Origin of the sequence: Undibacterium sp., assembly GCF_030683615.1 — a bacterium.
GTDB classification, from domain to species: Bacteria; Pseudomonadota; Gammaproteobacteria; order Burkholderiales; family Burkholderiaceae_D; genus Undibacterium; species Undibacterium umbellatum.
In genome coordinates this window covers 101,619-121,725 of sequence record NZ_JAUXQE010000037.1, presented here as the reverse complement: position 1 = coordinate 121,725, position 20,107 = coordinate 101,619, and the positions used below count along the sequence as shown (strand labels likewise).

Sequence of the window (20,107 nt, the reverse complement as noted above, 5' to 3'; positions counted from 1 at the left end):
CTCAGATTCTATGAACTTCATCAAATAAATCTATTGAAAAACAAGCATTCATTGAAGGTTTTTATATTTCTTAGACGCTGGCTGAGTCTGAAAGTTGCAGTCAAATCGATGCAAATTGTAAGAGGCTGTTGCAAAACCACATTGGCCTTATGAAATTGCTATTAGCTGGCTTTTGCCAACTGCCTTCTGACCGAAAGAAAAACGCCTACCAGCCCAAGCAACATGCTAACAGCTAACAGGATGGCGCTCTGTGCGATACCCAACGGAGCCAGGTGGAACTCAGAAGCATATAATTTGGCAAATTCGGCAATCGCCTTGTTCAAAGGCTGTAGGGATGCTGCGATCATGCCCAGTGCCAATGCGCCCGCCAGCAATCCTAACAAGGCACCGGTATAGTAATACGGCTTGTGAATAAAGCTATTGGTTGCACCCAGCAAGCGGGTGAGGGAAATTTCAGCTCTGTGCGAAATAACTTGCAGGCGGGTGGCGTTAAACACTACAACCACGACAACGACTCCCAGCGTCGTGGCAAGGAATAACAGACCCAATTGCATGATCTGCACCAGTGCAGCCAGGCGCTTGACCCAGGCAGAGTCAAGCTGCACCACATCCACATCCGGCATCTGTTTGATTTCTTCTACCAGCGCCTCTATCTTGCCAGCATCATTGTTCGACATTGCTAATATATAAGCGTCTGGCAGAGGATTACCGCCCAGGGTGGACAAAACCTCGGCCAGATTGGATGATTGCTCTAGACTGGCGAGTGCCTTGTCTTTGGGGATAAAACTCAAATTTGCCGTAATGTTTTTCTCTTTCAACAATTTCTTCAGCGGTATCGACAAGGCAGTGGCAGTTGCCCTCGGGGTGTCAGGGCTGACAAAGATGCTGATTTCCGGTTCTATCGACAGTTGCGAGGAAATTGGGCGTATGTTTTCTATCAGGGTCAGGCCAGCGATGGGCAAAGCCAGCGCAATTGCGACTACCAGTACATTGAACAGGAAATTGCCGGGACTGCCGCGCACATGGGTGAGCGCAGTCTTGATGGCAAACAAGTGCTGGCGTAACCAGTTGGTCATGAATTTGTCCTTGATATTTAATGATGCAGGATCAGGCCGCCAGCGAGGATTTCCAGGTATCGACTAAACGGCCCTGGCTCAGATAGATCACGCGGCTGGCCTGATCGAGAAATTGTTCATCATGGCTGGAGATAATGCAGGTCACACCAGCACTCTGGAAAGCCTTGAGTGCAGTGATAACTTTGTTGGCATTATCGCGGTCGAGAAATGCAGTCGGTTCATCCGCCAGAATGATCTGAGGCCGGTTGACGATGGCACGAGCAATCGCCACGCGCTGTTGTTCACCACCTGACAAAGCCAACGGCATTGAGTATGTCTTGTCTGGCAAGCCGACTTTTTCCAACGCAATGCGTGCGCGGGTTTCGGCTTCTGCCTGCGAGGCACCAGTGACGATGATAGGCAGCATGACATTGGCCAGCACATGGCGGTCAGTCAGGAGTTTTTGATCCTGCAAGATCAGGCCCAGCTTGCGGCGCAGATAGGGCAGGCTGCTACTTTTCAATTTGCCTATGTCCTGGCCATTCACCTTGACCTGGCCAGCAGTTGGTTTTTCTATGCCTGCGATCATTTTCAGCAAGGTGGATTTGCCCGCGCCTGAGGGGCCAGCCAGGAAGATCAGTTCACCAGCAGCAATCGACAAGGAAACATCGTTGAGCGCGTAGGCATCTTGCGAATATTGTTTGCTGACGTGTTCAAATTCAATCATGGTCGCGTCTTGTCTTTGTGAGCTTCATTGTGTGCTGGTTTCCTGCGCCGCCCTCCGCCAAACTTAGCTAAGCAGGGCGTCAACAAATTCCTGGGCATTAAATGGTTGCAAGTCTTCAATCTGTTCGCCTATGCCGATGAAGTAGACAGGCACAGGGCGGTTCTTGGCAATCGCTGCCAGCACACCGCCTTTAGCCGTGCCATCCAGCTTGGTGATGACCAGGCCAGTCAATTGCAGGGCATCATCAAAGGCCTTGACCTGTGTCAGCGCATTCTGACCAGTGTTGCCGTCGATAATGAGCAAGACTTCTTGTGGTGCACCATCCATGCCCTTGCCAATGACGCGCTTGATTTTCTTGAGTTCTTCCATCAAATGCAGCTGGGTAGGCAGGCGACCGGCAGTATCCACCATCACGACATCGGTGCCACGGGCGCGGGCCGACGCGACTGCATCAAAAGCCACAGCGGCAGGGTCACCAGATTCTTGTGAAATAACAGTGACATTATTACGCTCACCCCAGATCGTCAATTGCTCACGCGCTGCCGCACGGAAAGTATCGCCAGCCGCCAGCAATACAGATTGCTGGTGGGTCTGCATATGCTTGGCCAGCTTGCCTATGGTCGTTGTTTTTCCTGCACCATTCACGCCTGTGATCATCATGACCAAAGGTTGATAACGACCCAGTTCCAGTGGTTTTTGCAAAGGGGTCAGCAGTTCCAGTAGCAAGACTTTCAATGCAGCCTTGACTTGCTCGGCATCCGTCAGCTTGTCTTCCTTGACCTTTTTCTTTAGACCATCCAGCAGGAATTGGGTAGCTTCCACACCGGCATCCGAGGTCAGCAGGGCAGCTTCCAGCTCTTCATACAAATCATCATCAATGCGGGCACCGATGAAGAGGGTGGTAAGATTCGAGGAAGTTTTGGCGAGCCCGGCTTTCAGGCGGCTTAACCAAGAGCGTTTTTGCTCAGGTTCCGCCGCCTTGGGAGCGACAACTTCCGCCACGGGAGCCGCAGCGACAGTGGCTGCTATAGTGGCAGGCGCGACAGGTGCAGGGCTGGCTGGCGCCGTAATAACGGATGCCGGCTCAGCCACAACAACTGGCGCCTCTTCTTTGGGCTTTTTTTTGAAAAAACTAAACATCGGGATATATTTCGGAGTGCGGGCGGCAAAAAATGCCAGCCCTGATATTAGAATGCTGCCATTTTAACAGACAGCGCAATGTAAACAGATTTAGCCGTAGCAAGCATGCAATGAAAACAAATAGTAAAAAAAAGCCAGTAAAAACGACAGTCGTAAAACGTCAAAGCCATCAAGTCCGCATCATAGGCGGAGTCTGGAAGCGCAGCCTCCTCAGCGTGGTCGATGCAGAGGGTTTGCGCCCTACGCCAGACCGTGTCAGGGAAACCCTGTTCAACTGGCTCAACCATTTGCTTCACAGCAACTGGACTGGCGTGCATTGCCTGGACCTGTTCGCCGGTAGTGGTGCGCTGGGTTTTGAAGCAGCCAGTCGTGGCGCGGCGCAAGTCATCATGGTGGAGGCGCATACCCCGGCTTACAAGCAACTGGAGCAAGTAAAGGACAAATTGCAAGCCAGCCAGTGCAAGCTGCTCAGGGCAGATGCACTCAAGGCACTTGAAAGTTTGGCTGCCCAGCCACAAAAAATGGACGTGATCTTCCTAGACCCACCGTTTGAACAGGACTGGCTCGACCGCATTTTGCCAGCCTGCGCGCAATTGCTCAGCCCAAAAGGCTGTATCTACGTAGAATCCGAGTTTTCTTTGGCTGAATCAGCAAGTGATGAAGCTGCAAATGAAAAAATAGCTAAATTATTAAGCGGATGGCAGCTTATCCGCGCCGATAAAGCTGGTAGTGTCTTTTTCCACATACTGCAACGCAACATTTTACCGCATGAGGCGCACGAAAATCAGGCATAATGCCTGCTCAACTTGGTGCATATCCTTATGCAGATTGCGAAAAAAGGGAGTGAAGATGGTCACAGCCGTTTATCCGGGAACATTTGATCCGCTAACACGCGGTCATGAAGATCTGGTGCGTCGCGCATCCGGTCTTTTTGATACTTTGGTGGTGGGTGTGGCGGATAGCAAAAGCAAGAATCCATTTTTTTCCCTGGATGAGCGCCTGGAAATTGCCAATGAAGTGCTGGGACATTATCCGAATGTCAAAGTAGAAAGTTTTTCGGGACTGCTGAAAGACTTTGTGCGCAAAAATGACGCGCGCGTCATCGTGCGCGGTTTGCGTGCGGTGTCTGATTTTGAATATGAATTCCAGATGGCGGGCATGAACCGTTATCTGTTGCCAGATGTAGAAACCCTGTTCCTGACTCCTTCTGATCAGTATCAATTCATTTCAGGTACGATAGTGCGTGAGATCGCCATGTTTGGCGGTGATGTGTCAAAATTTGTTTTCCCTTCAGTTGACCGCTGGTTGAAGAAGAAAGTTGCTTTGCTGGCTGAGAACAAGTCTTAAAGTAAATATAATAGTACTTACGCAAAAACGCCCTCAGCTGCGTCGCAGCTCCTAACCGTACTAAAGTACTGTCTTCGGCGCTGCGCCTTGCTGGGACAATTTTGCGTAAGCCCTATATAAGTAGGTGCTGCTGATGTAGTGACTGAGCAGCACATGAAAGCGACAACATGGCCCTGATGATTACAGACGATTGCATCAATTGTGATGTCTGCGAACCCGAATGCCCCAATGATGCGATTTACATGGGGCCGGAAATTTATGAGATAGACCCGCATAAATGCACCGAGTGCGTGGGCCATTACAAGGAACCGCAATGCCAGCAGGTTTGCCCTGTCAGCTGCATTCCTTTCAATCCTGAATGGCGCGAAACACCAGAACAGTTGAACGCCAAATACGAGCAATTGCAGGCAGACAAAAAGCCTGCGCAACAATAAGACCAGTCTAAAAACAGCGTACCTGGTTGCGTCCGCCGTTCTTGGCCTGGTACAAGGCCCGGTCGGCGCGCAACACCAGATCGCGGGCGATACTGCTGGCGTCTTCGTAATTGCTGTTCTCATCTATGGTCGTGAGGCCGATTGATATCGTCGCCTGGCAAGTGCCAGACTCACTCAAGATGAATTCCTGGCTGGCGATACTTTTGCGTATGCGTTCCGCCACCTGTATTGCATCATGCAAATTGGTGTTGACCAGCACCACCACAAATTCCTCACCACCAAAACGGCCAAGGGTATCGCTGAGACGCAGTTCATCCTTGATGCGTTTTGCTACTTCCTTCAACACATCGTCACCACCCTGATGCCCGTAGCGGTCATTGATTTGCTTGAAGAAATCGATGTCCAGATACATGCAGGCGATGCTATACCTCTGCCTGCGCGCGCGGGCAATTTCTTCCAGCATGCGCTGCTCTACGTAGCGACGGTTGCTGACATTCGTCAAGGGATCAGTCAGGCCTATATAAGTCAGGCGCTCATTGTTAATGACGTTTTCCAGACAGATTGCAATGATGGAGCCCAGACGCTCAATAAAATCAGTCGCCATGTTGGGCTGGAAACGGTCGGCCTTGAAACTGCCCAGATTCAGACAACCTATCAGACGGCCTTGCCTGCGCATAGGGATGATGGCGATACTGGCAGGCTTCTTGTTGAAACTGCTGAAATAAGAGGCATATGCCAGGCTTTGATAGAGACCCAGTTGCGGCTTGCGCAAGGCAGTTTCTGGTTGGCTGAGTTCGACTTCATGCCGCAAGAAAATCAGATGTGGAAATTCACTCAAATCTATCTTCAGGTCAGCCAGCATTTGTTGCAAGTCGCCCAGCTTGTCAAACAGCACCAGCGACACTACATCCAGTTCAGAAGTGACTGCCAGGGCGCTGAAAATATTCGTGATCAGTTCACGAAAGCTATTCGCACCAATAATCTTCAAATCGAAACTCTGGTGGCGCGCCATGATGTTTTGATTGCGGTGCGCCAGTTCCAGCAAGCTATCGAGTCTGGCCCGCAAAGCTTGGTTTTCGCTTTGCAATTCCAGCAACGCAGACTGAGCCTGGTCTGGCTCTTCATCTATAGGTGCTGGCATCATGCTTTCCATTGCTGTTGGTATCTGTCTGTATTTTTTGCGTTAAAAGGCAATATTCATATCCATGACATCACCGACACGTAATAACTGTCCCACACCTTGTTCGACGATGACATTCATGCCAAAAGTGATGCCGCCATCGACCAGTGGATTGGCACGATAAGTCTGCAAAATATCCATCGGGTCTGGGCCAAATTCACCGGTACTCTGGTCTATCGACGGCATGGGGCAGCGCGGACAAGGTTTTACCGGGCGTAACTTTATCTTGCTGCCCACTTCAAAATTTGCGGCATAGTCTTCTTCAAAAGCCTCTATGCCAGCCAGCACGATATTCGGGCGGAAGCGGTTCATGGGCAGGCCACTGCGTCCCTGCTTTTCCAGGCGCTGATTGAGATCATCAAGCGAGGCAGTAGCCGTCAGTAAAATCGGGTAGCCATCAGAAAAACGTGTGGCCACCAGTCTGTCGCCTGTCCATTTCTGATTTGCAAAACGTTGGGTTTGTGCTGTACTGCGTACCAGACGGCAGGGAGTGTCCAGTGCCTTGCTGAACCAGTCAGCCATTGCTTGCCCGCAATCCAGGGCGCTGAAACTTTCTTCCCAGATGGTAACGCTGGCTGTGCTGCTATCTTCTTGCGGGTTCAGGGACAATACAGGCATGTTGGGGGCATGGATGTACAGGCCATCGCTGCGGAGTTCGGGGCGTATCAAGGCCATCCGTGGGAATTCTCTTTGCGTCAGGAACAGGCCCTGATGGTCTACCAGCATCCACTCCCTGTCATGTACGCCTTCAAAGCTGAGGCCGGTTTCATTCAGGGTAGCCGCTTCCAGTGCGATACCGGCACAGGATTTGATGGGATAGAGAGTGATAGAAAGTATGCTGGGCATGGTGCAAAATAAGTGAGCAAATTCAGTATCAGCTATTTTAATGGCTATCATGCATTCACGCTGAGCTTTCAGGCATTGCCCTGGAATTCACGTCGATAAGCTGATGGTGATATGCCAAATTCCCGGGCGAAGTAACGCCGCAGTAATAAACCCGTACCAAAACCAGTATCCGCAGCAATATCATCAATGCCACGCTTGCTGGTTTCCAGTTGCCGCTGGGCCAATGCCAGTCGCTGGTTCAAGAGCCATTTGCCTACCGTCGTACCAGTTTGCTGCTGGAAGTGGCGGGTAAAGCTGCGCCTGCTCATCAATGCTCTTTGCGCCAGTTGATCCAGTTGCTGAGGCTCTGCCAGATGTGCCAGCATCCATTCCAGCACTTTGGCCAGGCGCTCATCGGTGGCCAGCACAGCCAGAGGTTGCTCAATATACTGCGCCTGCCCCCCCTGTCTGTGTGGTGCCACCACCAGGCGCCTGGCCACATGGGCCGCGACATCAGCGCCATAGCCTGTGCGCAAGACATGCAGGCAACAATCGATGCCAGCAGCCGTACCCGCCGAAGTAATCACATCACCATGATCGACATACAAGACATTCGGGTCCAGGCTGATTTGCGGATAACGTTCAGAAAACGCCCTGGCCAGCGCCCAGTGCGTCGTGGCACTGCGGCCATCCAGCAAGCCAGCCTCAGCCAGCACAAAAGCACCCAGGCACAAGCCTATTAACCTGGCTCCCCGCTGGTGGGCCTGACGCAGGGCTTTCAGCAAGGCAGGTGGGGCAGGACGCAAGTCATCATGCCAGGAAGGCACGACCACCATGTCGGCCCTGGCAAGCGTAGTCAGACCATGCCGTACCAGTATGCCAAAGCCAGCATTGGTGCGCACCTCTTGGTGAATTTTTCCGGTTTGATCCAGACAAACCTTGAGATCAAATTCCGGCATCGCCAGCCCGCCATGATGCTCACCAAACACCATGCATGGCACGGACAAATGAAAGGGGCTGATTCCATCAAAGGCCAGCACCGCAATATTGACTATTTTTTCAGGTATGGAGATCTGCATGGCCTGATTGTATCGAATATTGGCAATCGGGTCACTTATATTCCTGAGGCTGATAGTCCATCATACAGTCCATGAACAGAGCAAAAGCTGATTCAAACTGCTGATTCAATCATTCACACAAAAGGAAGCCGCCATGAGCAACACGACCACCAACTCTGTCAAACGCGCCCTCATCGTTATCGATGTACAAAATGAATACTTCACCGGCAATATGCTGATTGAATATCCTGACCCAAAAGTATCCCTGCACAATATAGCTCGCGCCATGGATGCCGCAAAAGCTGCTGGCATCCCTGTTCTGGTGGTGCAGCATTCGGCATCAGAAAGCTCGCCGATTTTTGCGCGCGGTTCCAAAACCTGGGAATTACATGATGTGGTCGCCAGCCGCCATGCTGATCACCATATAGAAAAAAACATGGCCAGCGTATTTACAGGCACTGATGCAGCTGCCTGGTTGCAAAAAAATGAAATCAATACCCTCAGCATCGTTGGTTATATGACGCATAACTGCAATGCCAGCACCATCTACGAAGCTGCGCATAATGGCTATCAAGTCGAAACCCTGAGCGATGCCACAGGCTCGCTGCCATATGCCAACGCGGCAGGTTATGTCAGTGCAGAAGAAATCCATCGTGCCTACAGCGTAGTATTTCATTCCAATTTCGCGGCTGTCGCTTCTACCGACAACTGGTTGGCTGCGGTAAGAGATGGCGTGGCACTGCCAGTCAGCAATGTGCTGGAATCGCATCTGGCAGGACGCCAGCGCAAGGCTGTCTGAGTCAGTTACTCAAGCCGAGTCAGAATGCAGGGCGATGCAATTGCGCCCTGCGTTTTTTGCACGGTAGAGTGCCTGGTCGGCAGCGTCAATCAGCGCAGCCAGCTCTGTCCCCACGCTCGATGAATCTGCCACGCCTGCACTGAGCGTGCATTGCAAGCTGTCGCCTTTCCAGTTTACGCGCAGATCTGCATATAGCAGGCGCACGCGCTCAGCCAGCAGGGCTGCGCCCTGCTCATTAGTGCCCGTGAGTAAAATACAAAATTCTTCACCACCGTAGCGGGCCAGGTAATCCTCACTGCGGATGATAGTTTGTAACAAAGCAGCAAGGCGGCGCAGCACTTCATCACCAGCCTGGTGACCGTACATGTCATTGATACGTTTAAAGAAATCCACATCAATCATGATGATGGACATGGCATCGCCTGTGCGGGTCGCGCGTGCCAGTAAACGCCGCGATTCATCTTCAAAGCTGCGCCGGTTCAGCGCGCCAGTCAGGCTGTCATGCGTGGCTTGTTCACGCAAATCACTAACCAGGCGAAAAGTGATCAGCAGCACCAGCGCCAGTGAGATGGATAATTGTGACAAACCACCGAGCACCAGGAGCACCGGATTGACATTGCCTTGCGCAAACAGAGAAATCTCTTCAGCCGGTTTCAGCAAGATATTCAAAGCCCTGAGTAAACTCATCAAGGCAATAAATGAGAAGGATGCTGCAGCCAGGTTGTAGGCAGTTTTCAGTGGTTGCGTGGCTTTGACAATCAGGCTCAGTGCGCAGGCAGCAAATATGGCGCTGACCAGCAGGGAATTGGTGGCGACCACCATGCGGATATTGTCATGCACCATGCCCAGCCACAGACTTTGCAGCATCATTTGCCCGCCTACCCACACCGGGACCCAGTAATGGCAGCGTTTCCCCTTAAAAGCTTCAATCCCGTTAAAGAGAAGACCAAAGCCACAACCCGCGATGAAAGGCACACTGGCAATAATCCACAGAGGCCATTCGGGGGACATCTGGGTGCTGGTAAAAATACCTATGCCCATACAGCAATGCCCCAGCGCCCACTGACGCGCACCCCTGACATTGTCCGCATGAAAACTGATGAGCGCCATCATGCCAGCACCCAGCAGATTTATACCGCTCCATATCAGCATGATGGTGCGGACATCAAGATTCATGACTGACTCGCTCGAATGACAGGGGGGAAATACTGATAAGCCAAATGCTCTCCGCAAGTTGGGTGAGTGTTGCTGGATGGAGTGTTGGGCTGCAAGGCATTATATCGCAGGCAAATGCCTTGGGCAGTTAGCATGGAATCCGCCACTGAGTAATGTCGGTATTTTCACCACATATGCCAAAGGTGAAATTAACTGGCAGACTCAGGCAGGGAAGATAGGAACCGCAAAGCAAAAGAGCCGCTCAATTTGCGGCTCTTTGTTGAAACTGACCAGTATTTAGACGTTAAACAAGAAATTCAACACATCGCCATCCTTAACCACATATTCCTTGCCTTCGGCGCGCATCTTGCCTGCTTCCTTGGCACCTGATTCACCTTTGAAATTGATGTAGTCATCAAATGCGATGGTCTGGGCACGGATGAAGCCGCGTTCGAAGTCGGTGTGGATGACGCCAGCTGCTTGTGGTGCTGTGTCGCCTACGTGGATGGTCCAGGCGCGTACTTCCTTGACGCCTGCGGTGAAGTAGGTTTGCAGGCCCAGCAATTTGAATGCCGCACGTATCAAGCGGTCCAGGCCTGGTTCTTCCATGCCCATGTCGGCCAGGAACTCGGCTTTGTCAGCATCGTCGAGGTCAGCGATTTCAGATTCTATCGAGGCGCAGATCGCGACGATAGGTGCATTCTGGGATGCTGCATACGCGGTCAGTTGGTCCAGCAAGGGGTTCTTGGTGAAGCCGCTGTCTGAGACGTTGGCAACATACATGGCTGGCTTGGCAGTGATCAGGCAGAGTGGCTTGATCAGCAGCATTTCTTCAGCATCCAGGCCCAGCGCACGCACAGGTTTGGCATCATTCAGTGCAGGCATGATGCGTTCCAGCAGGGCGACCAGCTTGGCTGCGTCTTTGTCGCCAGAGCGGGCTTTTTTGTTTTCGCGATGGATGGCTTTTTCTACTGTGCCCATGTCGGCCAGTGCCAGTTCTGTCTGGATAACTTCGATATCATCCAGCGGGCTGACTTTGCCAGCCACGTGGATGACATTGTCATCTTCAAAGCAACGCACGACGTTGACGATGGCGTCAGTTTCGCGGATGTGCGCGAGGAACTGGTTGCCCAGACCCTCACCTTTGGAGGCACCGGCAACCAGACCGGCGATATCAACAAATTCAACGATGGCGTTCTGGATACGCTCAGGCTTGACGATGTCAGACAATTGCTTCAGTCGTGGATCAGGCACTTCAACCACGCCCACATTCGGCTCTATCGTGCAGAAAGGATAATTTTCTGCCGGGATGCCCGCTTTGGTCAGCGCATTGAACAGAGTGGATTTGCCGACGTTAGGCAGGCCGACGATGCCGCATTTGAGACTCATGATGTTTTGCCAGTTGGATTTGATTAACCCGCTATTTTACCGGAAAGCCTGCCCTCCAGACCGTTTCTGGTCTGAATTGCAGTAAATCTTGCTGATAAATACAGCAGACAATGACAAAATAATGCTCATTAACTGGTTAATTTGATATTGTCATCTTGAGTTTAGGGCACTTTCCCGGTTTGTCTGGTTCAGGCAGTGGCATTGCTCAAGCCTCCAGCTTGCTTGATCCTGCCCTTGCTGAGTTTATGCAACAAGCCTGTCAACATGATCCCGGCGACAGTGAGTCCCAGCACCAGCCCTATCCAGAAACCACGCGCTTCCATGGCTTGCTCTGGATGCCACGGCATCCATGAGGGAGCCAGGCCCAATAAGCAACCTATCGGCAAGGCAAAGCCATAAAAGGCCATCAGGTGTATCAGCATTGGCGTACGTGTGACTTTGTAGCCGCGTATGGCACAGGATGCGGTCACCTGGGCCGCATCAGATAACTGGAAGATTGCCGCATACAACAGCAACTCAGACGCCATGGCCTGCACAGCCGGGTCGGAGGTATAGGCCGCTGCCACCAGGTCACGAAAGATCATGATGCCCAGCGCCGATATCACCGCAAAGCTGGTGGACAGCGCATAGCCCGTCCAGGAAATAAAGCGAGCTCGCTCTGCATCGCCTTCGCCCAGGGTTTGCCCTACACGTGTGGTCAGGGCGATGCCCAGGCTCAGGGGCACCATGAACACCAGTGAGGAAAAATTCAAGGCGATCTGGTTTGCGGCTACCGGTATTACGCCAAAGCGTGCAATCAGCAATCCAACTGCACCAAAGGCTGAGACTTCAGCAAAATAAGTGACGCCTATCGGTAAGCCAAGACGCAAGGTGGAGCGGATTTCAGCCCAGTTCGGCCCTTCATATTGATGGAAGGGGAAAGTTTCGCGATAGGCCTCAGCACGACGTATCCAGAATATCATTGCACCCAGCATCAGCCACAAACCAGAGCCTGTTGCCAGCGCGCAGCCTGTTGATCCCAGTTTGGGGAAGCCCAGGTGGCCGTAAATGAATAACCAGTTCATGACGATATTAAAGAGCAAGCCACCCAATGCGATCATCATGACGGGCTTGGTCTGGTTCAGGCTGGTGGTGTAACCATACAGGGCGCGGTACATGGCAAATGCGGGCATGCCCAGGCTGATGACATGCACGAACTCTGAAGCCTTGGCATTGATGGCGGGGTCAAGTTGCAGGTAATTGAAGATCAGGGTGGAGATATTCAATAGCAGGCAGCCTATCAAACCCACGCCCAGGCCCAGCCACAAGGACTGGCGCACCATATGCGGCACACGTTGATGATTTTCTGCACCAACTTCATGGGCTATCATGGTATTGACTGCCATCATGATGCCCATCACACTGACCAGGATGATCACCCAGACATTCGCGCCCAGTGATACGGAGGCAAGGTCGTCGGCACTCAGGTGGCCGGTCATGGCGACGTCGGCCACACTCATGCCTACTGTGGCAAGCTGACCAATTAATACAGGCCAGGCAATGGTCCAGAGAATGGCGGCTTCAGTGCGGATACGGGTTTTCATGCAGGGCAAACAAAGAGGGAGTGGACCAGCATCTTACCGTAGAAAGTAAATTTCCTGCTATCACCAAAATTTGGTTTGTATTTAGCGCTTCAACCATAGCTCGTTGAACGACACAAAACCAAACGGCGTCATCCTCACACCTGCCACATGCGGGGCTATGCTGACTTGCTGATTTTCATGCGAAATGGGAATCAGCCAGCCTTCTTGCACCAGGCGTTTTCCTATTCGCGCATAAGCCAGCATGCGGCGCTTGCTTTCTACCAGTTCCTTGATTTTCATCAGATCTGCATCCAAAGATTTCAGGGCACTGGCGGGCATCCAGCGGCGGAAGACGCTGTCTGCCACGAACCATTCATAGCAACCAAAATCCTGGTCATCATGCATGACTTCACGGGTGACGACGAGGTCGGCATCTTTCATCCATTCGCGTGCCAGAAGTTGGTCATAGGGCAGGCTGGTCCATTGGACGGTGATGCCACCTGCTTCCAGTCTTTGCTTGACCGCTTGCGCCAGGCTCAACATTTCCGTTGTCTGGCCACTGACCATGCGTAATTTGCTGCCAGCCTTAAAGCTGCAGCATTTCGGTTTTTTTGCGACGCGGTGTTTCCAGATCGCCAGCAAGCCAGAGGCCGGTTTCCTGCTGCGCTCTTGCGGATCAAACAGGGTCTCCGGTGCCAGCCAGTCGGCCAATGCCAGTCTTTGATCTGCAGTTTTAAAAAAACTGCGTGAAGAATTACAGATGATATAAGTGCAGCCAGATTCTGCACCCGCAATAGTTTGTTTTTTCGAGCAATCCTGGTTGGCATAACCAAACTGCAAATCAAAGCCTGAAGGGCCGGATGGTGGCGGCAACATCCACAAGTCTATCTCATCAAGTAAAGGGCGTTCTCGGTAATAATCCTTGAAGGCCTGCAAGGTCAGCTGATAGGTATTGTTGCGTATCACGCGGAATGCACCGCTGCCAACCGGGAAGCGCTCAAAATCGGCGGCACGGTGACGTGGCACGATGGAAGAGTTGGCCGTAGCAAGGCAATTGGGCCATAATTGATCAGAATGCTCCAGGTAAAAACTCACGCGCTGGCTAGGGCCAGTCTCTACATGTGCCAAGTGACGGTATAGCCGCTGGTAAATGGCGGACTCATCACGCAGGCGCAAGAAGCTGGCTTTGACATCTTCTACACCAAGCTCAGTGCCATCATGAAAACTTAATCCGGGCCGTAACCAGAAATGCCAGACACTGCCATTCTTTTCGCTTTCCCAGTGATGGGCAATTGCCGGGCGCAAGGCATTTTGCTGATGGTCAAAAGTTGTCAGGCGTGAAAAAATCTGCCGCACAAGATGTGCTTCCAGGCGGCCATAGACCTTCAAGGGGTCCAGGCTTTCTACACTGCGAAACAGGGGCATGCGCAAGCTGCGGCAGGCACTGTCCGGCATGCCCAGATAATCAGGCAGGCGGCTTGCCAGTTGCTGGCGCTGGTGATCATCCAGGCTGGCAAAGGCCTGTTCCAGATCGCCGCGCGCTAAAAATTGCGACAGGTGATCAAGCGCCAGGCTATCTGGGGTTTGCAAAAACTCCAACTGCGAATGATTACCGCGTCCGCGTCCTGCCTGCCAGTTCAACCAGCCATGTTGCTGCATTTTCGCCAACAGGTTGCGCATATTACGCTCGCTGCAATGCATGGCCAGTGCCAGTGCAGGCAGGCCTGGCTGCTGCTCATGATGCTGAAGGAAAGTATATAGTTTGCGGTAGTGATCAAGCAGTTTCATGGTGGAGAGTCTACTCGCCTATCAAATCGATAAAAGGGGAAAAATTTTTTTAAATTATATCCATTTTTCCTTTCTGCTTTTTTTACCATACTGTCAGACATCAGTACCTGCCTGTATTGAATGGACCAAAAAAAGGAAGATGATGTCCCGCTTTCCCGCACCCGTGATACGACTTTTATTCAGTTCTTTTGTTTTTGTCATGGGGCGCGCAGTTGCCCTGCCTTTCATGGCACTGTATCTGCATGAACATCTGGGTATCAACCAGCAAACCATAGGCTGGGTTCTCGGCGGCAGTATTTTCTTTTCTACCCTGTTCAGTTTGTATGCCGGTTACCTGGCAGACCGACTCAGCAAAAATCTGCTGATGAAACTGGCGGGCGTCGTTGTTGCTGTCTGCACGGTGTCACTGACGATAGCACCGAATGCATGGACAGCTTTGCTGGCCCTGATGTGTATAGAATCTGCGTTGACCTTGCGCGGCATTTCGTTGAAGGCCACTCTGGCTGATCTGTTGCCGCCTGAGCAAAGACCAAAAGCATTCTCTCTCAACTATACATTGATCAATGTGGCTTTTGCCCTCGGCCCGGTGTTGGGCGCATGGTTGTTTGCCATTAAGGTTTCTGGCCCATTATGGCTGGCTGCGGTTTTCTCGCTATTGGCATCGCAGGTTTTGGGCAAGCCCGCAGCGATAGTCAAGACGACATCAGAAATTAAATCCAGTCCCGCCGGTTTCATGGCAACCATGCGCGTGCTCAGAAGTGACCGCCGCCTGATCTTGTTTACCTTGGGCAGCGTGTTGACTTCTTTCGTGTTTGGCCGTTTTGTCTCTGGCTATTTATCGCAATACCTGATCGTCAGCCAGGGCACGCAAGCCACAGCGCAATTGCTGCCATTCATCCTCATCACCAATGCGGTGACCGTGGTGGTCTTGCAATATCCTGTTGGCAAACTCATGCAACAAAAATACCTGTTTCGCTGGGTGAGTCTGGGTGCCATGTTATATGCCGCAGGTTTGCTGGGCTTCATGCATGCCAGCAGCGCCGTGAGCTGGGTAGTGGCGACGCTGGTCTTCACGGTGGGGGAGGTCATTGTGATCCCCTGCGAATACATGTTCATCGACATGATTGCACCGGCAGACAAGCGCGGCAGTTACTATGGGGCGCAAAGCCTGGCCATGTTTGGTGCCGCACTGAACCCCGTTATCTGCGGTTACCTGCTGGCGCATTTTCATAGCGATGTCATGTTCTGGGTTTTGATCTCGGCAGCCTTGTTGGGGGTACTCTTGTATTTTGCAGGCATGCGCAGCAAGCCTGCAGAGGAGCATGTAAGTGAGGCGAGTGAGACTGAACCTGCGCCTGCAGTTTGCAAGCCGCAGACTTGTCTTTCAGTGTTAGCTGCCAGCAAGCAGTTTGCTGGTAACCGCGTGAAGAATTTGTATCCCTTTTACTGACCTTATACTGGCCTCATCTTGCCTTGCAAAGCTTGCCCAGCGTGGGCAAGCTGTTTGACATTCTTGGGTCGTTTCCGTCCATCAGCATTGATTTTCAATCTTTCTTGACATTTTACTCTGCTCATCCTAAAGTGATATCACTTTGATTTCAAAGTGCCATCTATCAGGAGAAAGTATGAGTACTACCTCAGTGTCGGCGACTGGCAAAAAATTAATACAAGAACGTTCACTTACGTCGCTGGACGGTTATTTCATGATTATTGTTGGCCTGCTGTTTGTAGCAGGCGGAGCCTATAGCTTTATCGATCTGGTAGGTTCAGGTCAGCAAAGCCTGCTAGCAGTGCTGGTGCGTCTGGCGATTGTTGCGCTGGGCATTTTTCTCCTGACGGGTTTGTACATGCTGCAACCGAACGAGGCCGCCTTGTTGTCCCTGTTTGGTCAATACAAGGGCACCGACCGCAGTGAAGGTTTGCGCTGGGTAAATCCCCTGTATGCCAAGCGCAAGCTCAGCCTACGCGCGCGCACCCTCAATACAGCAGCACTGAAAGTCAATGACAAGCGCGGTAACCCTGTAGAAATTGGGGCTGCCATTGTCTGGCGTGTGCAGGACACGGCCCTGGCAATTTACAATGTCGATGATTTTGAACGTTTTGTGCACATCCAGGCAGAAGCCGCGATACGTCATCTGGCAACCCAGTATGCTTATGACGATGGTGAAGACCTGGGAGAAGGTGAGACTACCTTGCGGGCAGGCATGGATGTGGTCGCCTGTGCCATGCGTGATGAATTGCACAATCGCTTTACCGCTGCCGGTATTGATGTCGAAGACGCCAAGCTCACGCATCTGGCCTATGCCCCGGAAATTGCCCAGGTCATGTTGCGTCGCCAGCAGGCAGAAGCCATCATCAGCGCCCGCAAGAAAATCGTGCATGGCGCAGTCAGCATGGTGGAAGCTGCCTTGCAAGGTTTGTCCGAACGCAAGATATGTGAGCTCGATGACGAAAGAAAAGCGGCCATGGTCAGCAATTTGCTGGTGGTGCTATGTTCAGACAAGGAAACCCAGCCTGTCATTAATACCGGCACTTTGTATAATTGATTTTGTAGTGAGACAAGAAAATGGAACATCCAGTCTATATAGAAAAACAGTGGTTCAAGTTTTTGTGGATATTCATGCCGCTGGTGACTATCTTTTCCTTTGGAACGCAGTTTTTTGGAGGTGTGCCACTGGCATCCTGGGTTGCACTCCTCATACTGACGGTGAATACTCTGGTCCTGGTCTTCCTTGGCAACCTTACCATACGTATTGATGCTAGCCATCTGTCCTGGAGTTTTGGATGGCTGGGCTGGCCTGCGTGGAAGTTCGCACTGACGGATATCCAGACTGGCGAAGTAGTAAGAACTCGTTTTATTGATGGATGGGGTATCAAGAGTTCTGCACAAGGCATGCTGTATAACGTGCATGGTTATGGAGCTATACGTCTCACGCTGCGCAATGGCCAAACTTTGCGTCTGGGCTCGCAAGAACCGCAGCGTTTGCTCAGTTACATCACTCCACGTTTGAATGCCAGATAATGGCCAGCCCAGGAAAAAAATCCTTCCCGCTGCGTATCGATCCTTTGCTATGGAACGAGATCGAACGCATGGCGGCACAAGAGCTGCGCAGTGCCAACGCCCAGGTTGAATACCTGCTCAGGCAGGCATTGAAGCAGCAAGGGCGGCATGTGCCACCGGCAAAGTCAGTTGCAGATGCCGAAATTAAGGACGACATTTTGCCAGACGGGCAAAGCTAAGGGAATTTGAAGCTGGCAGCAAGCCATTACAAAGCCAGCTATACTGGCCTTACTTATGAATTACCTTGCCCACATTTACCTGGCCCAGCATAGCGATAAAGCCATGCTGGGTGCCTTGCTCGGTGACTTTGTCAAACTGAAAGACACTGCACTCTATCATCCCGAAATCCAGGCAGATATCCACTTGCACAGACTGGTCGATAGCTATACCGACAGCCACCCCATTGTGTTGCAGGCCAAGGGTTTATTCCAGGACCAGCACCGCCGTTATTCAGGTATCTTGCTGGATATCTTTTATGATCACGTCCTGAGTCAGCATTGGCCACAACATAGCCCGGCGCCTCGCCAGGAATTGATAGTGCGCTTTTATACCGCCCTGCAAGAACAATCAAAAATAGTCTTGCCCGACAATCTGCAGGCCGCCTTGCCACGCATGCTCAGCCAGGACTGGCTGGGGTCTTATCATGAATTTGATGGCGTTAGAATTGCGGTAGAACGTACTTCGCAAAGGCTGTCAAAGAATGGTGATTTGTTGCGCTCAGGTCTGGATGATTTGCAAAGTAACTATGTGGCTTTGTCAGAGGGATTTCAGGAATTTTTTCCAGAACTCATACACTACGTTGCTGAGCAACGCAGGCAAATGCCAAGCTAGCCAACTCAGAAATTCAGTGCCTGCACCAGATCAAGGTTTGGTTTTTCAACAAACGCCGCAAAATCGTCACGCATGCGCCCGCTTTCGCTGATCGCCAGCTTCCAGTTCTGGATGCGAAAGTCATGATTCGTGCCGTAGTAAAAAAAGTCTTTACGGTCAGGCAGCTTGCCACGGCTTAGCGTCTTCAGAAAAGACGGTGAGGGCGACACCATGACGACATTGTCCAGCCACTCACGATTGACACCCATGCCAGCCCTGCGCCAGGGCAGGGGCTTGTCCAGCCAGCCCGGCACGATGTGATCGGTAAAATGTGGGTACAGCACCAGATCGCCATCCTTGCTGCCGGCCACGCGTGAATAGGGCAGCGCCAGGTGATAATCAATGATGCCGCCATCCCAGTAAGTGCCTGAGGGCGTATGCGGGATGTGCGAGACTGGCTCCATGATCAATGGCAAGGTGCCAGATGCCAGCAAGGACCAGCCCAGGTTATCCGTTTTCAACGGGCAAAAGTGGGTATCAAAACCGTCGAACTTGGCCTTCAGCCAGAACAGCGGGTCACGGGTATCGCCAACCACCACGCGGTCCATATGTTTCGCCAGGCGCGAACGCGAAGCCAGGTTGGCAAATGTCGCAGCCACAAAACCAGCCTTGGCCTTGCTCACGGATTTTGGCGCGCTCAACAAGCCACGGCCACGCACAGCCAATAAATGCAGCCTGTGCAAAGGCTGGTTCACGATCTCTGCTTCATGCCCACCGATGAAATCATGCAAGAGATTCTGGATCTCCCGCGTGACACATAGAGCAGAAGGTTTTTCAGGGTAGCGCTGTTCACAATACAAATCACCCAGCCGCTGGAAGGCTGCAACCGGGTCGGCATGGCTGGCAGCCGCCATGCGCCAGGCACCGATAGAGGCACCGATCAGCGTGCGTTCACGCGGTGCTGTTGGCAACCATTCACCGAATATCCATTGATCCAGCGCCTGCAATATCAAACCCTTGGGGCCACCAGCCGCTGCCGGGATGATGGCCACATCCTGCGCACGCAAGCCATGCTCGCGCAGATGCGCATAGGCTTTGCGACCAGCATGGATTTGTATGGCGGAACTCATTTTGTCGTATGGAGTTGCATCATCGCTTCAGGGAATTTACCTTCAACCAGCAAGGGTAACACGGCCAGGCTATTGGCGATGGCTTCGTCTATCGGCCCCTGTTCTTCCTTGCGTGGCCTGTGCAAGACAAAGTCGGCAACACCTTGCGTTAAATTCAGGCTGCGCGGGTGGCCTATGCCTATGCGCAAACGCCAGTAATCCTGGGTGCCAAGCGCAGCAGTAATATCCTTGAGACCATTATGCCCGCCAGATGAGCCACCCAGTTTGAGCTTGGCAATTCCAGGCATGATATCAAGTTCATCATGCACCACCAGCACCTGATCCGGCGTGATCTTGTAGAAGCGGCAGATCGCCCCGACTGATTGCCCGGAGCGGTTCATGAATGTTTGTGGCTCCAGCAGCCACACCTCTTGGTTGGCGATACGGGTCTTGCCAACCAGAGCATTAAAATTCTTATCTCTTTGCAGGCTGGCTGGCAATTGGTCTACCAGCCAGAAGCCAGCATTGTGGCGGGTTTGTTCATATTCAGGGCCGGGGTTACCCAGGCCAACGATCAGGCGTATGGTCATTGCTAAGTGTATATCTTGATATTTTTGCAGAACCACTGTTCTGCGGATTGAAGGCTATTATAACCAAGCCGAAAGTGC

General features: G+C 52.0%; 21 protein-coding genes. 9 read left to right on the top strand and 12 right to left on the bottom strand.

Going from position 1 to position 20,107, the window contains the following annotated elements:
* Nucleotides 1-161: 161 nt before the first annotated feature.
* The 3 genes from Q8K39_RS20120 to ftsY form a co-directional block, all read right to left on the bottom strand.
* On the bottom strand, nucleotides 162-1,076 hold the full coding sequence (locus Q8K39_RS20120) for an ABC transporter permease (protein ID WP_305262945.1): 915 nt from the start codon (nucleotides 1,074-1,076) through the stop codon (nucleotides 162-164).
* A 31-nt stretch (nucleotides 1,077-1,107) separates the two neighbouring features.
* Nucleotides 1,108-1,782, bottom strand: coding sequence for a cell division ATP-binding protein FtsE (locus Q8K39_RS20115; RefSeq protein ID WP_305262943.1), 675 nt, complete (start codon nucleotides 1,780-1,782; stop codon nucleotides 1,108-1,110).
* A 63-nt stretch (nucleotides 1,783-1,845) separates the two neighbouring features.
* Nucleotides 1,846-2,922 carry a signal recognition particle-docking protein FtsY gene (gene ftsY, locus Q8K39_RS20110; protein ID WP_305262942.1) on the bottom strand — a complete coding sequence of 359 codons (1,077 nt, stop codon included), beginning with the start codon at nucleotides 2,920-2,922 and terminating at the stop codon, nucleotides 1,846-1,848.
* Nucleotides 2,923-3,032: 110 nt separating this feature from the next.
* Here ftsY and rsmD point away from each other — a divergent pair, with 110 nt between their 5' ends.
* From rsmD to Q8K39_RS20095, 3 genes are all read left to right on the top strand, one after another.
* Nucleotides 3,033-3,716, top strand: a complete 684-nt coding sequence (gene rsmD / locus Q8K39_RS20105; protein WP_186954920.1) for a 16S rRNA (guanine(966)-N(2))-methyltransferase RsmD — start codon at nucleotides 3,033-3,035, stop codon at nucleotides 3,714-3,716.
* Between the two features lie 55 nt (nucleotides 3,717-3,771).
* Nucleotides 3,772-4,269, top strand: a complete 498-nt coding sequence (gene coaD, locus Q8K39_RS20100; protein ID WP_110256449.1) for a pantetheine-phosphate adenylyltransferase — start codon at nucleotides 3,772-3,774, stop codon at nucleotides 4,267-4,269.
* Nucleotides 4,270-4,436: 167 nt separating this feature from the next.
* Nucleotides 4,437-4,703 carry a YfhL family 4Fe-4S dicluster ferredoxin gene (locus Q8K39_RS20095; RefSeq protein WP_186954919.1) on the top strand — a complete coding sequence of 89 codons (267 nt, stop codon included), beginning with the start codon at nucleotides 4,437-4,439 and terminating at the stop codon, nucleotides 4,701-4,703.
* Between the two features lie 7 nt (nucleotides 4,704-4,710).
* Here the strand turns inward: Q8K39_RS20095 and Q8K39_RS20090 are convergent, their stop codons facing one another.
* The 3 genes from Q8K39_RS20090 to Q8K39_RS20080 are packed head-to-tail and all read right to left on the bottom strand — an operon-like array spanning nucleotide 4,711 to nucleotide 7,787.
* Nucleotides 4,711-5,847, bottom strand: a complete 1,137-nt coding sequence (locus Q8K39_RS20090; RefSeq protein WP_370868651.1) for a DUF484 family protein — start codon at nucleotides 5,845-5,847, stop codon at nucleotides 4,711-4,713.
* A gap of 39 nt (nucleotides 5,848-5,886) precedes the next feature.
* Nucleotides 5,887-6,780, bottom strand: coding sequence for an MOSC domain-containing protein (locus Q8K39_RS20085; protein ID WP_370868650.1), 894 nt, complete (start codon nucleotides 6,778-6,780; stop codon nucleotides 5,887-5,889).
* A 17-nt stretch (nucleotides 6,781-6,797) separates the two neighbouring features.
* Nucleotides 6,798-7,787, bottom strand: coding sequence for a GlxA family transcriptional regulator (locus Q8K39_RS20080; RefSeq protein ID WP_305262938.1), 990 nt, complete (start codon nucleotides 7,785-7,787; stop codon nucleotides 6,798-6,800).
* Nucleotides 7,788-7,920: 133 nt separating this feature from the next.
* Here Q8K39_RS20080 and Q8K39_RS20075 point away from each other — a divergent pair, with 133 nt between their 5' ends.
* Complete coding sequence (locus tag Q8K39_RS20075) at nucleotides 7,921-8,565, top strand: cysteine hydrolase family protein (protein WP_305262936.1); 645 nt, start codon at nucleotides 7,921-7,923, stop codon at nucleotides 8,563-8,565.
* 9 nt (nucleotides 8,566-8,574) lie between these two features.
* Here the strand turns inward: Q8K39_RS20075 and Q8K39_RS20070 are convergent, their stop codons facing one another.
* The 4 genes from Q8K39_RS20070 to Q8K39_RS20055 all read right to left on the bottom strand — a co-directional run bounded on the left by Q8K39_RS20070 (nucleotide 8,575) and on the right by Q8K39_RS20055 (nucleotide 14,459).
* Nucleotides 8,575-9,741, bottom strand: a complete 1,167-nt coding sequence (locus tag Q8K39_RS20070; RefSeq protein WP_305262934.1) for a GGDEF domain-containing protein — start codon at nucleotides 9,739-9,741, stop codon at nucleotides 8,575-8,577.
* A gap of 276 nt (nucleotides 9,742-10,017) precedes the next feature.
* Entirely contained in the window at nucleotides 10,018-11,109 is a 1,092-nt protein-coding gene (gene ychF, locus Q8K39_RS20065) for a redox-regulated ATPase YchF (RefSeq protein ID WP_305262932.1), read from the bottom strand.
* A 188-nt stretch (nucleotides 11,110-11,297) separates the two neighbouring features.
* The gene (locus Q8K39_RS20060; protein WP_186954912.1) at nucleotides 11,298-12,692 is read right to left on the bottom strand and encodes an MATE family efflux transporter; all 1,395 of its coding nucleotides are present in this window, start codon (nucleotides 12,690-12,692) and stop codon (nucleotides 11,298-11,300) included.
* An 81-nt stretch (nucleotides 12,693-12,773) separates the two neighbouring features.
* Nucleotides 12,774-14,459, bottom strand: coding sequence for an SgrR family transcriptional regulator (locus Q8K39_RS20055; protein ID WP_305262929.1), 1,686 nt, complete (start codon nucleotides 14,457-14,459; stop codon nucleotides 12,774-12,776).
* 142 nt (nucleotides 14,460-14,601) lie between these two features.
* Here Q8K39_RS20055 and Q8K39_RS20050 point away from each other — a divergent pair, with 142 nt between their 5' ends.
* The 5 genes from Q8K39_RS20050 (at nucleotide 14,602) to Q8K39_RS20030 (ending at nucleotide 18,351) form a co-directional block, all read left to right on the top strand.
* On the top strand, nucleotides 14,602-15,909 hold the full coding sequence (locus Q8K39_RS20050; protein WP_305262928.1) for an MFS transporter: 1,308 nt from the start codon (nucleotides 14,602-14,604) through the stop codon (nucleotides 15,907-15,909).
* 175 nt (nucleotides 15,910-16,084) lie between these two features.
* Nucleotides 16,085-17,005 carry an SPFH domain-containing protein gene (locus Q8K39_RS20045; protein WP_305262926.1) on the top strand — a complete coding sequence of 307 codons (921 nt, stop codon included), beginning with the start codon at nucleotides 16,085-16,087 and terminating at the stop codon, nucleotides 17,003-17,005.
* A 20-nt stretch (nucleotides 17,006-17,025) separates the two neighbouring features.
* Nucleotides 17,026-17,481 carry a hypothetical protein gene (locus Q8K39_RS20040; protein ID WP_305262925.1) on the top strand — a complete coding sequence of 152 codons (456 nt, stop codon included), beginning with the start codon at nucleotides 17,026-17,028 and terminating at the stop codon, nucleotides 17,479-17,481.
* The gene (locus Q8K39_RS20035) at nucleotides 17,481-17,699 is read left to right on the top strand and encodes a hypothetical protein (protein WP_186954908.1); all 219 of its coding nucleotides are present in this window, start codon (nucleotides 17,481-17,483) and stop codon (nucleotides 17,697-17,699) included. Before Q8K39_RS20040 ends, Q8K39_RS20035 begins: the two co-directional genes overlap by 1 nt.
* A 55-nt stretch (nucleotides 17,700-17,754) precedes the next feature.
* Nucleotides 17,755-18,351: an ACP phosphodiesterase gene (locus Q8K39_RS20030; protein ID WP_305262924.1), complete on the top strand. Its 597-nt coding sequence runs from the start codon at nucleotides 17,755-17,757 to the stop codon at nucleotides 18,349-18,351.
* A 5-nt stretch (nucleotides 18,352-18,356) separates the two neighbouring features.
* Here the strand turns inward: Q8K39_RS20030 and Q8K39_RS20025 are convergent, their stop codons facing one another.
* On the bottom strand, nucleotides 18,357-19,460 hold the full coding sequence (locus Q8K39_RS20025) for a patatin-like phospholipase family protein (protein WP_305262922.1): 1,104 nt from the start codon (nucleotides 19,458-19,460) through the stop codon (nucleotides 18,357-18,359).
* Nucleotides 19,457-20,029, bottom strand: a complete 573-nt coding sequence (gene pth / locus Q8K39_RS20020; protein WP_162043524.1) for an aminoacyl-tRNA hydrolase — start codon at nucleotides 20,027-20,029, stop codon at nucleotides 19,457-19,459. The genes Q8K39_RS20025 and pth overlap by 4 nt, the downstream gene beginning before the upstream one ends.
* Nucleotides 20,030-20,107 lie beyond the last annotated feature (78 nt).

Excerpts from the sequence above, each read along its gene's own strand:
- Q8K39_RS20120 (WP_305262945.1), bottom strand. The coding sequence starts at position 1,076 with ATGACCAACTGGTTACGCCAGCACTTGTTTGCCATCAAGACTGCGCTC.
- Q8K39_RS20115 (WP_305262943.1), bottom strand. The coding sequence starts at position 1,782 with ATGATTGAATTTGAACACGTCAGCAAACAATATTCGCAAGATGCCTAC.
- ftsY (WP_305262942.1), bottom strand. The coding sequence starts at position 2,922 with ATGTTTAGTTTTTTCAAAAAAAAGCCCAAAGAAGAGGCGCCAGTTGTT.
- rsmD (WP_186954920.1), top strand. The coding sequence starts at position 3,033 with ATGAAAACAAATAGTAAAAAAAAGCCAGTAAAAACGACAGTCGTAAAA.
- coaD (WP_110256449.1), top strand. The coding sequence starts at position 3,772 with ATGGTCACAGCCGTTTATCCGGGAACATTTGATCCGCTAACACGCGGT.
- Q8K39_RS20095 (WP_186954919.1), top strand. The coding sequence starts at position 4,437 with ATGGCCCTGATGATTACAGACGATTGCATCAATTGTGATGTCTGCGAA.
- Q8K39_RS20090 (WP_370868651.1), bottom strand. The coding sequence starts at position 5,847 with ATGATGCCAGCACCTATAGATGAAGAGCCAGACCAGGCTCAGTCTGCG.
- Q8K39_RS20085 (WP_370868650.1), bottom strand. The coding sequence starts at position 6,780 with ATGATAGCCATTAAAATAGCTGATACTGAATTTGCTCACTTATTTTGC.
- Q8K39_RS20080 (WP_305262938.1), bottom strand. The coding sequence starts at position 7,787 with ATGCAGATCTCCATACCTGAAAAAATAGTCAATATTGCGGTGCTGGCC.
- Q8K39_RS20075 (WP_305262936.1), top strand. The coding sequence starts at position 7,921 with ATGAGCAACACGACCACCAACTCTGTCAAACGCGCCCTCATCGTTATC.
- Q8K39_RS20070 (WP_305262934.1), bottom strand. The coding sequence starts at position 9,741 with ATGAATCTTGATGTCCGCACCATCATGCTGATATGGAGCGGTATAAAT.
- ychF (WP_305262932.1), bottom strand. The coding sequence starts at position 11,109 with ATGAGTCTCAAATGCGGCATCGTCGGCCTGCCTAACGTCGGCAAATCC.
- Q8K39_RS20060 (WP_186954912.1), bottom strand. The coding sequence starts at position 12,692 with ATGAAAACCCGTATCCGCACTGAAGCCGCCATTCTCTGGACCATTGCC.
- Q8K39_RS20055 (WP_305262929.1), bottom strand. The coding sequence starts at position 14,459 with ATGAAACTGCTTGATCACTACCGCAAACTATATACTTTCCTTCAGCAT.
- Q8K39_RS20050 (WP_305262928.1), top strand. The coding sequence starts at position 14,602 with ATGTCCCGCTTTCCCGCACCCGTGATACGACTTTTATTCAGTTCTTTT.
- Q8K39_RS20045 (WP_305262926.1), top strand. The coding sequence starts at position 16,085 with ATGAGTACTACCTCAGTGTCGGCGACTGGCAAAAAATTAATACAAGAA.
- Q8K39_RS20040 (WP_305262925.1), top strand. The coding sequence starts at position 17,026 with ATGGAACATCCAGTCTATATAGAAAAACAGTGGTTCAAGTTTTTGTGG.
- Q8K39_RS20035 (WP_186954908.1), top strand. The coding sequence starts at position 17,481 with ATGGCCAGCCCAGGAAAAAAATCCTTCCCGCTGCGTATCGATCCTTTG.
- Q8K39_RS20030 (WP_305262924.1), top strand. The coding sequence starts at position 17,755 with ATGAATTACCTTGCCCACATTTACCTGGCCCAGCATAGCGATAAAGCC.
- Q8K39_RS20025 (WP_305262922.1), bottom strand. The coding sequence starts at position 19,460 with ATGAGTTCCGCCATACAAATCCATGCTGGTCGCAAAGCCTATGCGCAT.
- pth (WP_162043524.1), bottom strand. The coding sequence starts at position 20,029 with ATGACCATACGCCTGATCGTTGGCCTGGGTAACCCCGGCCCTGAATAT.